This is a genomic window from Streptomyces canus 299MFChir4.1, from assembly GCF_000383615.1.
Classification (GTDB): domain Bacteria; phylum Actinomycetota; class Actinomycetes; order Streptomycetales; family Streptomycetaceae; genus Streptomyces; species Streptomyces canus_C.
The window spans coordinates 44,544-58,204 of sequence record NZ_KB911604.1 but is presented as its reverse complement, the minus strand read 5'-3'; the positions used below and the strand labels follow the sequence as shown (position 1 = coordinate 58,204).

General features: G+C 72.8%; 12 protein-coding genes and 1 pseudogene. 7 read left to right on the top strand and 6 right to left on the bottom strand.

The window, feature by feature from the left end; translation table 11 throughout:
* Positions 1-33: 33 nt before the first annotated feature.
* Together H293_RS0134355 and H293_RS0134350 are read right to left on the bottom strand one after the other, a co-directional pair.
* Positions 34-795 carry a GntR family transcriptional regulator gene (locus tag H293_RS0134355; RefSeq protein ID WP_020122350.1) on the bottom strand — a complete coding sequence of 254 codons (762 nt, stop codon included), beginning with the start codon at positions 793-795 and terminating at the stop codon, positions 34-36.
* A 167-nt stretch (positions 796-962) separates the two neighbouring features.
* Positions 963-1,847 carry an RNA polymerase sigma-70 factor gene (locus tag H293_RS0134350; RefSeq protein ID WP_020122349.1) on the bottom strand — a complete coding sequence of 295 codons (885 nt, stop codon included), beginning with the start codon at positions 1,845-1,847 and terminating at the stop codon, positions 963-965.
* 163 nt (positions 1,848-2,010) lie between these two features.
* Between H293_RS0134350 and H293_RS55500 the strand changes: the two genes are divergently transcribed.
* Positions 2,011-2,841 (top strand): alpha/beta fold hydrolase, encoded by an 831-nt coding sequence (locus H293_RS55500; protein ID WP_078612749.1) that lies wholly within the window; start codon positions 2,011-2,013, stop codon positions 2,839-2,841.
* A 93-nt stretch (positions 2,842-2,934) separates the two neighbouring features.
* Here the strand turns inward: H293_RS55500 and H293_RS0134335 are convergent.
* Positions 2,935-3,723: pseudogene (locus H293_RS0134335) on the bottom strand (EamA family transporter); the annotation flags it as partial.
* 47 nt (positions 3,724-3,770) lie between these two features.
* Here H293_RS0134335 and pdxR point away from each other — a divergent pair.
* From pdxR to H293_RS0134320, 3 genes are all read left to right on the top strand, one after another.
* On the top strand, positions 3,771-5,225 hold the full coding sequence (pdxR, locus tag H293_RS0134330) for a MocR-like pyridoxine biosynthesis transcription factor PdxR (RefSeq protein ID WP_020122345.1): 1,455 nt from the start codon (positions 3,771-3,773) through the stop codon (positions 5,223-5,225).
* 132 nt (positions 5,226-5,357) lie between these two features.
* A complete protein-coding gene (locus H293_RS0134325) occupies positions 5,358-6,944 on the top strand; it encodes an alkaline phosphatase D family protein (protein ID WP_020122344.1) in 1,587 nt (528 codons plus the stop codon).
* Between the two features lie 205 nt (positions 6,945-7,149).
* Positions 7,150-8,532, top strand: coding sequence for a GNAT family N-acetyltransferase (locus H293_RS0134320; RefSeq protein ID WP_020122343.1), 1,383 nt, complete (start codon positions 7,150-7,152; stop codon positions 8,530-8,532).
* Here H293_RS0134320 and H293_RS0134315 read toward each other — a convergent pair.
* The gene (locus tag H293_RS0134315) at positions 8,510-9,694 is read right to left on the bottom strand and encodes a trans-sulfuration enzyme family protein (protein ID WP_028808447.1); all 1,185 of its coding nucleotides are present in this window, start codon (positions 9,692-9,694) and stop codon (positions 8,510-8,512) included. The two genes, H293_RS0134320 and H293_RS0134315, sit on opposite strands and share 23 nt — an antisense overlap.
* A 60-nt stretch (positions 9,695-9,754) precedes the next feature.
* Here H293_RS0134315 and H293_RS0134310 point away from each other — a divergent pair, with 60 nt between their 5' ends.
* A complete protein-coding gene (locus tag H293_RS0134310; protein WP_020122341.1) occupies positions 9,755-10,249 on the top strand; it encodes an Lrp/AsnC family transcriptional regulator in 495 nt (164 codons plus the stop codon).
* A gap of 33 nt (positions 10,250-10,282) precedes the next feature.
* On the top strand, positions 10,283-11,974 hold the full coding sequence (locus H293_RS0134305; protein WP_028808446.1) for a DUF885 domain-containing protein: 1,692 nt from the start codon (positions 10,283-10,285) through the stop codon (positions 11,972-11,974).
* A 72-nt stretch (positions 11,975-12,046) separates the two neighbouring features.
* Here the strand turns inward: H293_RS0134305 and H293_RS0134300 are convergent, their stop codons facing one another.
* Both H293_RS0134300 and H293_RS0134295 read right to left on the bottom strand, forming a co-directional pair.
* Complete coding sequence (locus H293_RS0134300; RefSeq protein ID WP_020122339.1) at positions 12,047-12,562, bottom strand: immunity 21 family protein; 516 nt, start codon at positions 12,560-12,562, stop codon at positions 12,047-12,049.
* A gap of 72 nt (positions 12,563-12,634) precedes the next feature.
* On the bottom strand, positions 12,635-13,120 hold the full coding sequence (locus H293_RS0134295) for a rhodanese-like domain-containing protein (protein WP_020122338.1): 486 nt from the start codon (positions 13,118-13,120) through the stop codon (positions 12,635-12,637).
* 94 nt (positions 13,121-13,214) lie between these two features.
* Here H293_RS0134295 and H293_RS0134290 point away from each other — a divergent pair, with 94 nt between their 5' ends.
* Positions 13,215-13,661 carry an Lrp/AsnC family transcriptional regulator gene (locus tag H293_RS0134290; protein WP_007380485.1) on the top strand — a complete coding sequence of 149 codons (447 nt, stop codon included), beginning with the start codon at positions 13,215-13,217 and terminating at the stop codon, positions 13,659-13,661.

The following is a 13,661-nucleotide window of genomic DNA, read 5'->3' as shown; positions in this document are numbered from 1 at the left end:
TCTCGGGAGAGGTCCGGGGCGCCGCCGTACCGCTCAGGAGGCCCGGCGTTCGGGCCCCTCGTGGATCTCCACGGCGCCGGAGTCCCCGAAGGTCAGCCGGCAGGTGTCCGCGCGGTAGGTGGCGACCGAGACCGCGGCGGTGCGGCCCCCGGCCAGGTAGCGGGTGGTGACGACGAGCACCGGGGCGCCGGGCAGGCGGTCCAGTTCCTTCGCGTCGTCCGCGCGGGCCGAGCCGAGTTCGACGGCGTTCTCCCGGCTCTCCAGCTCCAGGTGCTGCAGTTCGCGCAGCACGGCACGCGCGCGTGCGGCCCCGGACGGCGCGTCTATGGCGGAGAGCTCCGGCACCGACGCCTCGGGGATGTACAGCAGTTCGGCGGCGACGGGCTGGCCGTGGGTCATCCGGGAGCGGCGCACGGTGTGCACCGGCTGCTCGCGGTCGGTCCCGAGCGCGTCCGCGACGGACGCGGGCGGCACCGCGGCGGCGCAGTCGACGGTCTGCCAGTCGTCACCGGCCGCACCGGGCCAGGCGTGCTGCTCGCTGCCGACGGCCACGCCCACCCGCGGCGGGGCGACGGTCGTCCCGACACCGCGGCGGCGCTGCAGCCTGCCTTCCAGCTCCAGTTGCTCCAGAGCCTGGCGGAGCGTGGCGCGGGCGACGCCGAAACGGGCGGCGAGGTCGCGCTCGTTGGGCAGGATCTCGCCCACGGAGAATTCGGAGTCCAGTGCCTCACTGAGCACGGTCTTGAGATGCCAGTACTTCGGTTCCGGTACCGATTCGAGCTGCGTGGTCCCCACCCTGTCCTCCGCAATCGCCGTGGTCCGGCGGCGTTTTCGCGCCCTTGTTTATTAAAGGTTGTTGCACTTATCAGCGACCATAGGGCGACCCCCACCCTTGGTCAAGACCAATCGTCGATCCCCTGCGGGGCGTGCGGACCTGATGCCACACAGCGTTGACGAGGTGTTCAGACGGCAGCCAGGGAGCGCAGCTTGTCGGGGTTGCGGATGACGTAGACGGACTGGATGCGGCCGTCCAGGACGTCCAGCTGGAAGACGGAGTCGGGCTTGCCGCCCGACAGGATGAGCACCGCGGGCCCGCCGTTGAGCTCCAGGAACCGCCAGGTGATGTCGGGGACGCCCTTCTCGGCGACACCGACGAGGAAGCGGCCCACGTGGTCGGCGGACTCCAGGACCCGCAGCGGCGCCTTGCTCTTGCCGCCGCTGTCCCCGACGAGCCGGACGTCCGGGGCGAGCAGCGACAGCAGTTCCTTCAGGTCTCCTCCGCCCGCGGCGGCGAGGAAACGCTCCGTCAGATCGCGGCGCCGGACCGGGTCGACGTCGTAGCGCGGCCGTCGTTCCTCCACATGCCTGCGGGCCCGTCCCGCGAGCTGCCGTACGGCGGGTTCGCCGCGGTCGAGCATCGCGGCGATGTCGGCGTAGGGGTAGCCGAAGGCCTCCCTGAGGACGAACACCGCCCGCTCCAGGGGCGACAGCGACTCCATGACGACCAGGACCGCGAGGGAGACCGAGTCGGCGAGGACCGCCTGCTCGGCGGTGTCGGGCACGGTGTCCCCGAAGTCGGTCACGTACGGCTCGGGCAGCCAGGGGCCGACGTACGTCTCGCCGCGCGCCTTGACCTGGCGCAGCCGGTCGATGGCCAGGCGCGTGGTGACCCGGACCAGGTAGGCGCGCGGTTCGCGCACCTCGCTCCGGTCGGCCGCCGACCAGCGCAGCCAGGCTTCCTGCACCACGTCCTCGGCGTCGGCGACGCGCCCGAGCATGCGGTAGGCGACGCCCAGGAGGACGGGACGGTGTTCTTCGAAGACGTCGGTCTCGGTGTCAGTGGCCACGTCTTCATCCCAACGCAGACGCCGGTTCGTGTCCAGGCGATATGGGCGTGCGGCGCGCCCTGGGGACCGGAGGGGTCTACCCGCCAGTAGCAATTGCTGACAAGGTGTCTACAGCGCGTCCTCCGCACCCCTTCAGCCCGTAAGTCGCCGTCAAGGAGCCCTCATGTCCGCCACCGTCTCCGTCAAGGTCCCCTCCGCCACGGGGCCGCAGCCCGTGACCGTCTCCTACGCGCGCGTGGGGCGCGGGGAGCCGTTGCTCCTGCTGCACGGCATAGGCCACCACCGTCAGGCCTGGGACCCGGTGGTGGACATCCTGGCGACCGAGCGCGACGTGATCGCCGTCGACCTGCCGGGGTTCGGCGCGTCGCCTGGGCTGCCCGAGGGGCTGTCGTACGACCTGGCCACCACGACGTCCGTGTTCGGGGCGTTCTGCGAGGCGCTGGAGCTGGACCGCCCGCACGTGGCGGGCAACTCCCTCGGCGGGCTGCTGGCCCTGGAGCTCGGCCGCGAACAGCTCGTACGGTCCGTCACCGCGCTGTCTCCCGCCGGGTTCTGGTCGGGGGCCGAGCGGCGCTACGCGTTCGGCGTGCTGCTCGCGATGCGGCACATCGCCCGGCGGCTGCCGCTGCCGCTGATCGAGCAGCTGGCCCGCAGCGCGGCCGGCCGCACGATGCTCACCAGCACCATCTACGCCCGCCCGGGCCGGCGTTCACCCGAGGCCGTGGTCGCCGAGACGCTCGCCCTCGTGCAGGCCACGGGGTTCGACGAGACGCTCCGGGCGGGCACCGCCGTCCAGTTCACCGACGACGTCCCCGGGCTGCCGGTCACGGTCGCCTGGGGCACCAGGGACATGATCCTCGTGCGCCGGCAGGGCGTGCGGGCCAAGCAGATCATTCCCCGGGCCCGGCTCGTACGGCTGCCCGGCTGCGGCCACTGCCCGATGAACGACGACCCGGCTCTGGTCGCGCGGGTCATCCTCGACGGCAGCCGCTGACCCCTTCCGTTCCCGGCTCAACGCCCCCGATCCGAGGGCGACTCCGGCGCCGACCAGGGCGCTGCCCGCGGCCTGGGCGGCGCCGTAGGAGCCGGTGCCGACCAGGGGCGCGGTGCAGGCGGCCGCGACCGGGATGAGGCCGGAGAAGAGCGTGGCGCGCTCCGCGCCGATCCGCTGCATGCCCATGTACCAGCACACGAAGCCGACGACGGTGACGACCGCCGCCTGCCACAGCAGTGCGGCGGCCTCGGCGGTGTCGGGGCGGCGCAGCCACGCGGTGCCGTCCAGCAGGAGTCCGGCCACCGCGGCCTCGACGGAGGCGACCGCGCAGACGGTGGCGGACAGCAGCCGTGGGCCCAGGGGCCGCAGCACCGGTACGGCGAGCACCGCGAAACCGACCTCACCGGCCAGCGCGCACACGGAGAAGACGAGACCCGCGCCGTCCGTACGGCCCCAGCCCTGGACGGCGAAGGCACCGAGGGCCACCAGCGACGCGCCCCGCAGGACCCGGCGTCGGGGCCGGCGCCCCTCCAGCAGCGGGACGAGGACGGCCACCAGTACGGGGGCGCAGCCCACGAAGACGCCGGGCACGGCCGGTTCCGCGGTGCGTTCGGCGGCGATGACGGCGAGGTTGAAGCCGACCATGCCCACGGCGGCCAGCAGCGCGAGACGGATCCACCGCCGGGGCTCCAGCGCGCGCAACCGGGCCCCGGCGCCCTTCGCCGCGAGGGGGACCAGCAACAGCGCGGCGAGGCCGTAGCGCAGGAACTGGCCGCCCGCGTACGGGTAGTCGCCGAGGAGGCTGTTGGCGGTGAAGGACGCTCCGACGAGGACGCAGGCGAACGTGGCGAGGAGGGAGCCGCGCGTGGTGGTGGCGTTCATGGAGACGACGCTAGGAAGGGCCGCGGCCCGGTTTAAGGTCCAGTGCCATGACGTCATCGGGGACCAATCCGAAGCGACGGCCGCCCGACGACCCCGTCGGGTCGGCCGCCTGGGAGCTGCTGCTGCCCGCCGTCTCCGCGCCGGCACGCACGCGTGGCCGCTCCCTTCAGGCGGCCCTGCGGGAGGCGGTCAGGTCCGGACGGCTCGTATCGGGGACGCGGCTGCCGTCGAGCCGGGACCTGGCCGCCGACCTCGGTGTGTCGCGCGGGCTGGTCACGGAGGCGTACGAACAGCTGACGGCGGAGGGCTATCTGCGCAGCGGCCGGGGCGCCGGCACCTGGGTCGGCGGAGCCGTGCGGGCCGCCCGGCCCCGCGCGCGTGACCTGGCCCCGCGCACGCCGGGCGCCCGCGCGGACTTCGTCGCGGGCACGCCCGACCTGTCGTTGTTCCCCCGCGCCGCCTGGGCCGCCGCGCACCGGGGCGTGCTGGCGGAGCTGCCGCACCAGGACCTCGGCTATCCCGACCCGCGCGGGCTGCCCCGGCTGCGTGCCGCCCTGGCCGAACTGCTGACGCGCCGCAGGGGCGTGGTCGCCGATCCGGAGCGGATCGTGGTCGTCTCCGGGGTGGCACAGGCGACCACGCTGCTCGGATTCGCGCTCCACGCGCGCGGGTTGCCGACGGTCGGCGTGGAGAATCCGGGGAGCCCGCAGCACGACGCCCTGTACGCGGCGGCGGGTGTCACCACCGTTCCCGTGCCGCTGGACGAGGACGGCATCCGCGTCGGGTCCCTGCGCGAGGCGGGCGTGCGGGCCGTGGTCGCGACGCCCTCCCACCAGTTCCCCACCGGTATCGCCTACTCCGCGCGGCGGCGCGCCGAACTGCTCGACTGGGCGCGTTCCGTCGACGGCTTCGTCCTGGAGGACGACTACGACGGCGACTTCCGCTACGACCGGGCTCCCGTGGGGGCGCTCCAGGGGCTCGACCCGGACCGGGTGGCCTACGCGGGATCGGTCAGCAAGTCCCTCGCCCCCGGGCTGCGGCTCGGCTGGCTGCTCGTGCCGCAGACGCTGGCCGACGAGGTGGTCGAGCGCAAGCGGACCATGGACCTCGGCCATCCCACGATCGACCAGGCGCTGTTCGCCCGGTTCGTGGAGCGCGGCGACTACGACCGCCAACTGCGCCGCTGCCAGCGCGCCTACCGGGAGCGGCGCGACACGCTGGTCTCCGCACTGGATGAGCGCCTGCCCGGCACGGAGGTGTCCGGGATCGCCGCCGGGCTGCATGTCATCGCCGCACTGCCGCGCCGGTACGGCCCCCGGGAGGAGGTCCTCCCGCGCCTCGCCGCGGCCGGTGTGACCGTCCGTCCGCTGACGGACTACGCACACGCGCGTGCCGAGCCCGACGAGAAGCCGGATGTGCGGCTGGTCCTGGGATACGCGCACCTGTCCCCGACGCGGATCCGGGAGGGCGTACGGCTGATGGCCGAGGCCGCCCGCGACTGAGCCGCGCTGTCCGGCGCACGGGTTCCCTTGTTCCCGCGGCCGGTTGTTCACCCGCGGTTTCCGTGTGCGCTGCGGCGCCCCAGTAGGTGTGGCATCACACACCGGCCGGATCCCTTCCTTGGAGGCGCATTCATGTCCCACCGTCCGTTCCCCGGCCGCCGCAGCGTTCTGCGCGGCTCCCTGGCCGCGTCGGCGGCCCTCACTCTTCCCGCGGTCTCCGCGGGCGCGCCGGCCTTCGCCCTCTCCGGACGCCCCGGGGCGGGCTGGGGGGTGCAGACGGGAGACGTGACCTGCGACTCCGGTCTGGTGTGGGTGCGTTCCGACCGTCCGGCCCGGATGATCGTGGAGACGTCCGCGACCGAGTCGTTCCGCAACCCGCGTAGATGGCACGGTCCGCTGCTCGGCGCGGACACCGACTTCACGGGGACGACCCGGCTGCGCGGACTGCCCTCGGGCGAGCAGATCCACTACCGCGTCCTGCTGGCCGACCCGGACGATCCGCGCCGCACCGGCGAGCCGGTCGCCGGCACCTTCCGCACGGTGTCCCCCAAGCGCCGTGACGGGGTGCGTTTCCTGTGGTCCGGCGACCTCGCCGGGCAGGGCTGGGGCATCAACCCCGACTTCGGCGGCTACACCATCTACCAGGCGATGGCCAAGCTGGACCCGGACTTCTTCCTGTGCAGCGGCGACAACATCTACGCCGACGGCCCGATCGCGGCGACCGCCGCCCTGCCCGACGGCAGCACCTGGCGGAACATCACCACCGAGGAGAAGTCCAAGGTCGCCGAGACCCTGGCCGAGTTCCGCGGCAACTTCCGCTACAACCTGCTCGACCGCAACCTGAGGGCCTTCAACGCCCAGGTCCCGTCGGTCATCCAGTGGGACGACCACGAGGTGCGCAACAACTGGTACCCGGGCGAGAAGATCCTGGACTCCGACACCCGCTACACCGAGAAGAGCGTCGACGTGCTCGCGGGCCGGGCGCGGCGCGCGTTCAGCGAGTACTTCCCGATCTCCACCCTGCGGCCGGGGGCGCGGGACGGCCGGGTCTACCGCGTCCTGCGGCAGGGTCCGCTGCTCGACGTGTTCGTACTGGACATGCGGACGTACCGCAACGCCAACTCGCCCGACGACCAGACCGTGGACCCGCAGGGCATCCTCGGCCGGGAGCAGCTGGAGTGGCTCAAGCGGGAGCTGTCGCGCTCGCGGGCGGTGTGGAAGGTGATCGCCTCCGACATGCCGCTCGGCCTGGTCGTGCCCGACGCCACGGAGGGCAAGGCGAACATCGAGGCGGTGGCGCAGGGCGACCCGGGCGCCCCGCTCGGACGTGAGCTGCAGATCGCCGAGCTGCTGCGGTACGTCAAGCACCGGCGGATCACCGGCACGGTGTGGCTGACGGCCGACGTCCACCACACCTCGGCCCAGCACTACCAGCCGTCGCGGGCCGCCTTCACCGACTTCGAGCCGTTCTGGGAGTTCGTGTCGGGTCCGCTGAACGCGGGTGCCTTCCCTGCCAGCGCGCTGGACGGCACCTTCGGCCCGGAGCGGGTGTTCGTGAAGGCGCCGACCGCCGCGAACGTCTCCCCCGCGGGCGGCTACCAGTTCTTCGGCGAGGTCGACATCGACGGCCACAGCAGCGAGCTGACGGTGCGTCTGCGTGAGCAGGACGGCACGGTGCTGTTCACCCAGGTGCTCCAGCCGGGCCGGGTGGGCCAGTAACTCCCGTTACCCTCGACGGCGGGTCGCGCACCGGCGTCATCCCCCGGTGCGCGACCCATGAACGGTTGAAAAGGGTACAAAGCGTACGGACCCACACTTTACCGCCCAGTCACAATGCGTTCGTGATCACGCAACACCGTTCCTCCACAGTGGCTGCATGACTCGAGACATGTCTGATGTGACCCGTGCGAAAGACGGTCGCCCCGTGCACCACTGGCGGCGCGACGTGATCGAACTCGCTGCCCTGTTCACGGCCGTCGCGGTGGCCGACACCGTGGCGAATCTGATCGGGCACGGCCCCGACGGCACTGCGCTGCTGGTGATCTCGGCGGTGGCGCTGGCCGCCACGGCGGGATTCCACACGTGGTGGGCACGGCGCCACGGCCACGCGCCCCCGACGGGCGATACCGGCGCCCGGCCGCTGCCCGAGGGCGAGCGGGCCGGGCCCCGCGACCAGCCGTCGGGGAGCAGCACGGACCCCGAGGCCGAGGAGAGCACGCTGTGGCGGATGCGCACCACGGTGAAGGACGCACCGGGCTCGCTGGCCGCCCTGTGCACGGTCCTCGCCGAGCAGCGCATCGACATCCTCAGCCTGCAGACCCACCCGCTGGCCGCGGGCACCGTCGACGAGTTCCTGCTGCGTGCCCCCGGCGCGCTGGAGGGCTCCGAGATCACCCGGGCCGTCGCGCGGGCCGGCGGCACCGACACCTGGATCGAGCGGGCCGACACCCACGATCTGGTGGACGCCCCGACCCGGGTGCTGGGCCTCGCCACCCGCACCGCGCTGGACGCGGCGGAACTGCCGCTCGCACTGCGGCAGTTGCTGGGCCGGTGCACGATCCGGTCGCTGCCGGCCGTTCCGGTGGGAGGCGGTCCAGGACCGGAGGGAGTGCCGGTGGAAGGAGCCCTGGAGGACACCGTGATGCGGTTGCGGGCGCCCGAAGGCGGCGTGATCACCGTGGAGCGGCCGTATCTGCCGTTCACGCCGACGGAGTTCGCCCGCGCCCGGGCGCTGGTCGAACTGGACGCCCGGCTCGGTCCGCGGGTGCCGCGCAGCCAGGACGTCCTGACGCTGCCGGAGGGCCACGACATCACCGTGCGCCGGGCCGACACCGGGGACCTTCAGGCCGCGGTGGCGATGCACGAGCGGTGCTCGGCGCGGACGTTGAGCCTGCGGTACCACGGGCCGGTCGGTGACGCCGACCGCTATCTGAACCATCTGCTCAGTCCGCGGTTCGGGCAGACCCTGGCCGTGCGGTCCGCGTCGGGGCGGATCGTCGGGCTCGGGCATCTGCTGTGGGACGGGGACGAGACCGAGGTGGCACTCCTCGTGGAGGACGCGTGGCAGCGGCGCGGCATCGGGGGCGAGCTGCTGGAGCGGCTGGTCGCCCTGGCCGCCGAGGCCGGGTGCGCGAGCGTGTACGCCGTGACGCAGGCGTCCAACACCGGGATGGTCGCCGCGATGCGGGGGCTGGGGCTCCCCCTCGACTACCAGATCGAGGAGGGAACCCTGGTGATCACCGCGCGCATCGGTCCGCAGCCGGAGCCTGAGCGCGCTGTGGGAGTCACGAGGACCGAGGCGTCGTAACGACCGAGGTCTCCTGGAGGGCGGTGTCCAGATCCGCCCACAGGTCCTCCACGTCCTCCAGGCCCACCGACAGGCGCAGCAGCCGGTCGCTCACTCCGGCGCCCCGGCGGTCGTCCGCGGGCACGATGCGGTGGCTGATCGACGCCGGGTGCTGGATGAGGGTGTCCACGCTGCCCAGGCTCACCGCCGGGGTGATCAGGCGGACCCGGCCGATCACCTCGTGCGGGTCGCCTTCGACCTCGAAGGCGACCATCGCGCCGCCGATGCGCGGGTAGTGGACCCGGGCGACCCGGGGATCGGCGGCCAGACGCCCTGCGAGTTCCGCGGCGGTCGTGGAGGCGGCGCGGACGCGGACCGGGAGGGTCGACAGGCCGCGCAGCAGGAGATAGCCGGCGAGGGGATGCAGGACGCCGCCCGTGGCGAAGCGGATCTGCCGCAGCTGCCCGGCGAACTCCTCGTCGCAGGCCACCACCCCCGCCATCACGTCCCCGTGGCCGCCGAGGTACTTGGTGGCGCTGTGCAGCACCAGGCGGGCGCCCTGTTCCGCGGGGCGTTGGAGCACCGGGGTGGCGAAGGTGTTGTCCGCGAGGAGGGGCACGGAGCCGCAGGAGTGGGCCAGGGCCCGCAGGTCGATCTCGGCGAGGGTGGGGTTGGCCGGGGACTCGACCAGGACCAGGCCGGTGTCCGGGCGCAGGGCGTCGGCGACTCCCGCCGGGTCGGTCCAGGTGACCTCCGTGCCGAGGAGTCCGGCGGTCAGGAGGTGGTCGCTGCAGCCGTACAGGGGGCGTACGGCGACGACGTGGCGCAGGCCCAGGGAGGCCCGTACGAGGAGGACGGCCGTGAGCGCGGCCATGCCGCTGGCGAAGGCGACCGCGGCCTCGGTGTTCTCCAGGCGGGCCAGGGCCGTCTCGAAGCGGGCGACGGTCGGGTTGCCGAGGCGCCCGTACACCGGCGCGCCCTGCGGCTCGGCGCCGGTCGCGGCGAAGGCGTCGATGCGGGCGGCCTCCCCACGGCTGTCGTAGGACGGGTAGGTCGTCGACAGGTCGATGGGCGGGGCGTGCAGTCCCTGGCGGGCGAGGTCGTCGCGGCCGGCGTGGACGGCCTCGGTGGCCAGAGCTCTGAGCGGCGTACGGGAGGCGGTGGCGGTGCGCACTGAGTCCATGACCGCCAGGGTGAACACCGAACGGCGGTTCTGGGGCATACGCCGTGCTACGTTCGGCCGATGGCCGAATCTGTCGTACTGGACCCGGTGGACCTGCATCTGCTGCGGCTGTTGCAGAACGACGCCCGGACCACCTACCGCGATCTCGCCGCCCAGGTGGGTGTCGCCCCGTCGACCTGCCTGGACCGGGTGACCCGGCTGCGCCGCTCGGGCGTCATCCTCGGGCATCAGCTGCGGCTGGATCCGGCCAAGCTGGGCCGGGGCCTGGAGGCACTGCTGTCGGTGCAGGTCAGGCCGCATCGGCGGGAGCTGGTGGGACCGTTCGTGGAGCGGATCCGGGCGCTGCCGGAGTCGCGGACCGTCTTCCACCTGACCGGGCCCGACGACTACCTCGTGCACGTGGCCGTGGCGGACATGGCGGATCTGCAGCGGCTGGTGCTCGACGGGTTCACGTCCCGGCGCGAGGTGGCCCGGGTGGAGACCCGGCTGATCTTCCAGCAGTGGGAGTGCGGCCCCCTCCTGCCGCCTGCCACGCCGACAGCGGAATCGGGGTGACTCCCACGAGGTCCCCGTACGAGGATGGACCGCATGTCTGAGACTCAGAGCCCGCTGCCCCGCCAGGTCGCCGACGCCTACGTCGACGAGCTCATCGCCCTCGATCCGATCACCGGTACCTACCTGGGTGTGAAGGAGAGTTCCAGCAGGCTTCCCGACACCTCGCCGGCGGGCCAGGAGGCGCTCGCGCAGCTGCAGCGGGCCACGCTCGCGAAGCTCGACGAGGCCGAGCGCCGGCCCGGCGCGGACAGCGACATCGAGCGCCGGTGCGGCCGGCTGCTGCGCGAACGCCTGACGGCCGAACTCGCCGTGCACGAGGCCGACGAGGGCCTGCGCGCGGTCGGCAACATGGCCACCCCCGCGCACTCGATCCGCGAGATCTTCACCGTCACCCCGAACGGCACCGACGAGGACTGGGCGGCGATCGCCGAGCGGCTGCGTGCCGTGCCCACCGCGTACGCGGGTTATCGCCAGTCCCTCGAACTCGGTCTTGAGCGCAAGCTGTACGCGGCGCCGCGCCCGACCGCCACCTTCGTCGAGCAGCTCACCGAGTGGTCGGACACCGACGGCAAGGGCCGTGGCTGGTTCGAGGACTTCGTCTCGGCGGGCCCCGAGGCGCTGCGCGCCGAGCTGGACGAGGCCGCCCGCACCGCGACCGCCTCCGTGGTGGAGCTGCGCGACTGGATGCGGGACGTGTACACGCCGGCGATCGAGGGCGCCCCGAACACCGTGGGCCGGGAGCGGTACGCCCGCTGGGCCCGCTACTTCAACGGCACGGACCTCGACCTGGACGAGGCGTACGCGTACGGCTGGTCCGAGTACCACCGCCTGCTCGGCGAGATGAAGCAGGAGGCCGAGAAGATCCTGCCCGGCGCCGAGACGCCGTGGGTGGCCCTCGCCCACCTCGACGAGCACGGCAAGCACATCGAGGGCGTCGACGAGGTCCGCGACTGGCTCCAGGGCCTGATGGACCAGGCGATCGACGCGCTGGACGGCACCCACTTCGAACTCGCCGAGCGGGTACGGAAGGTGGAGTCCTGCATCGCCCCGCCCGGTGGCGCCGCCGCCCCGTACTACACGGCCCCCTCGGAGGACTTCTCACGTCCCGGCCGTACCTGGCTGCCGACGATGGGCCAGACCCGTTTCCCGGTCTACGACCTCGTCTCGACCTGGTACCACGAGGGCGTACCCGGCCATCACCTCCAGCTCGCGCAGTGGACGCATGTGGCCGGGAACCTCTCCCGCTACCAGGCCTCGGTGGGCGGGGTGAGCGCCAACGCCGAGGGCTGGGCGCTGTACGCGGAGCGGCTGATGGACGAGCTCGGCTTCCTCACGGACGCGGAGCAGCGGATCGGTTATCTCGACGCGCAGATGATGCGGGCCGCCCGGGTCATCGTCGACATCGGCATGCATCTGGAACTGGAGATCCCGGCGGACTCGCCCTTCCACCCGGGTGAGCGCTGGACGCCCGACCTGGCGCAGGAGTTCTTCGGCGCGCACAGCAGCCGTCCGGCGGACTTCGTGGAGAGCGAGCTGACCCGCTACCTCACGATCCCCGGCCAGGCGATCGGCTACAAGCTGGGCGAGCGGGCCTGGCTGCTGGGCCGGGAGAAGGCCCGCGAGCGGCACGGCGACGCCTTCGACCTCAAGGCCTGGCACATGGCGGCGCTGTCGCAGGGGTCGCTGGGACTGGACGACCTGGTGGACGAGCTGGCACGGCTCTGACGGATCCCGCGAGGCGTACTCCGGGCCGGTGGCCCGGGGTACGCCTGACTCGGTAGTGCGTGTGATGGGTCCTCAGTCCGGGAGCCTGCGCAGCTGGACGAGACCCAGCCAGGTCTCCGGCCCGGGCCGCACGTTGGCGGCGCGCACCGCGTACCGGCCGGGGGTGAGCGAGACCTTCAAGTGGTCGGTGGACACCGATGCATTGCCGGGCCAGGCCGCGTCGAAGAGGACTACCGGGCCGGGCACCGTCCAGCTCACCTCGTGCTCCCAGACGGCCGCGGCGAGGGCGGTGGGGACTTCGGCGAGGAGTTCGCCCTCGGAGTCGGCGGCGCACCACCGTACGAAGGTGTCGTGGTCGGGCAGGTAGGAGGTCGAGGCGGGCTCGTCCCCGAGAACCAGGGCCGCGGCGTCGCCGACCGGCAACAGGCCCACGCAGCCGTCGACTTCACAGGCCCGGTCGTAGTCGGAGGCCGTCTCGTCGCCGTCGGCGCCCGCCCAGAACGGCAGCACCGTCTCCGGCACCGCTATGAGCGGACCGCCGCCCGACTCCACCCACTCCACCGTGCCCGGCTCCGCGTATCGCACCATGGGCCAGAACCTACACGCACAGGCACCTCATGGTTGCACCTGCACAGGAACGTGACTGGAATCCCCCGGGGCTCAGCAGCCGCAGTTCTCCGAGTCGGCCGGCGCGGTCAACGCGTCGGCGGCGCGCCGCTCGCGGCCCTCCCAGGTCTCGAACGGGAAGCCCTCGCGCACCCAGTACTCGAAACCGCCGAGCATCTCCTTGACCTGGTAGCCGAGTTCGGCCAGGGCGAGTGCGGCGCGGGTGGCGCCGTTGCAGCCGGGGCCCCAGCAGTACGTCACCACGGGCACGGACCGGTCGAGGAGCTGTTCGGCCTGCTCGGGGATGAGAGCGGTGGGCAGATGGACCGCGCCCGGGATGTGCCCCTGGTCCCAGGCGGCGGTGGACCGGGAGTCGAGGACCACGAAGCCGGGGTCGCCGTCGGCGGCGAGCGCGGCGGCGACGTCGGAGACGTCGGCGTGGAAGACCAGGCCGGCCCGGAAGTAGGCGGCGGCCTCGGCCGGGGTGGCGGGGGCGACGCGCAGGACGGGGTTCGAGATGAGCGAGTCGGTTGTCGTCATGGCCAGAAATCTACGGGCGGTGATCACCGACCTGAAGGGGGATTCCACGGCACCGCTCTTGCCCGGCCGGGGATTCCCCTGCTACTTCTCGGGCATGACCGCGTATTCCCCGGACGCCACCGACTGGCGCATCCTTGATGTCCTCCAGCGGGAGGGCCGGGCCAGTTTCGCCGAGCTGGCCCGTGCCGTCTCGATGTCCGCGAGCGCGGTCACCGAGCGGGTGCGGCGGCTGGAGGAGGCGGGTGTCATCCAGGGGTACGCCGCCGTCGTGGACCCCGACCGGCTGGGCCTGCCGATCCTGGCGTTCGTCCGCCTCCGCTACCCCAATGGCAACTACAAGCCCTTCCACGACCTGGTCGCCGTGACGCCCGAGATCCTGGAGGCGCACCATGTGACCGGCGACGACTGCTTCGTCATCAAGGTCGCCGCCCGCTCGATGCGGCACCTGGAGGAGGTGTCGGGCAGGATCGGCACGCTGGGCTCGGTGACCACGAGCGTCGTCTACTCCTCCCCGCTGCCCCGGCGGCCCGTGGGGCGTTGA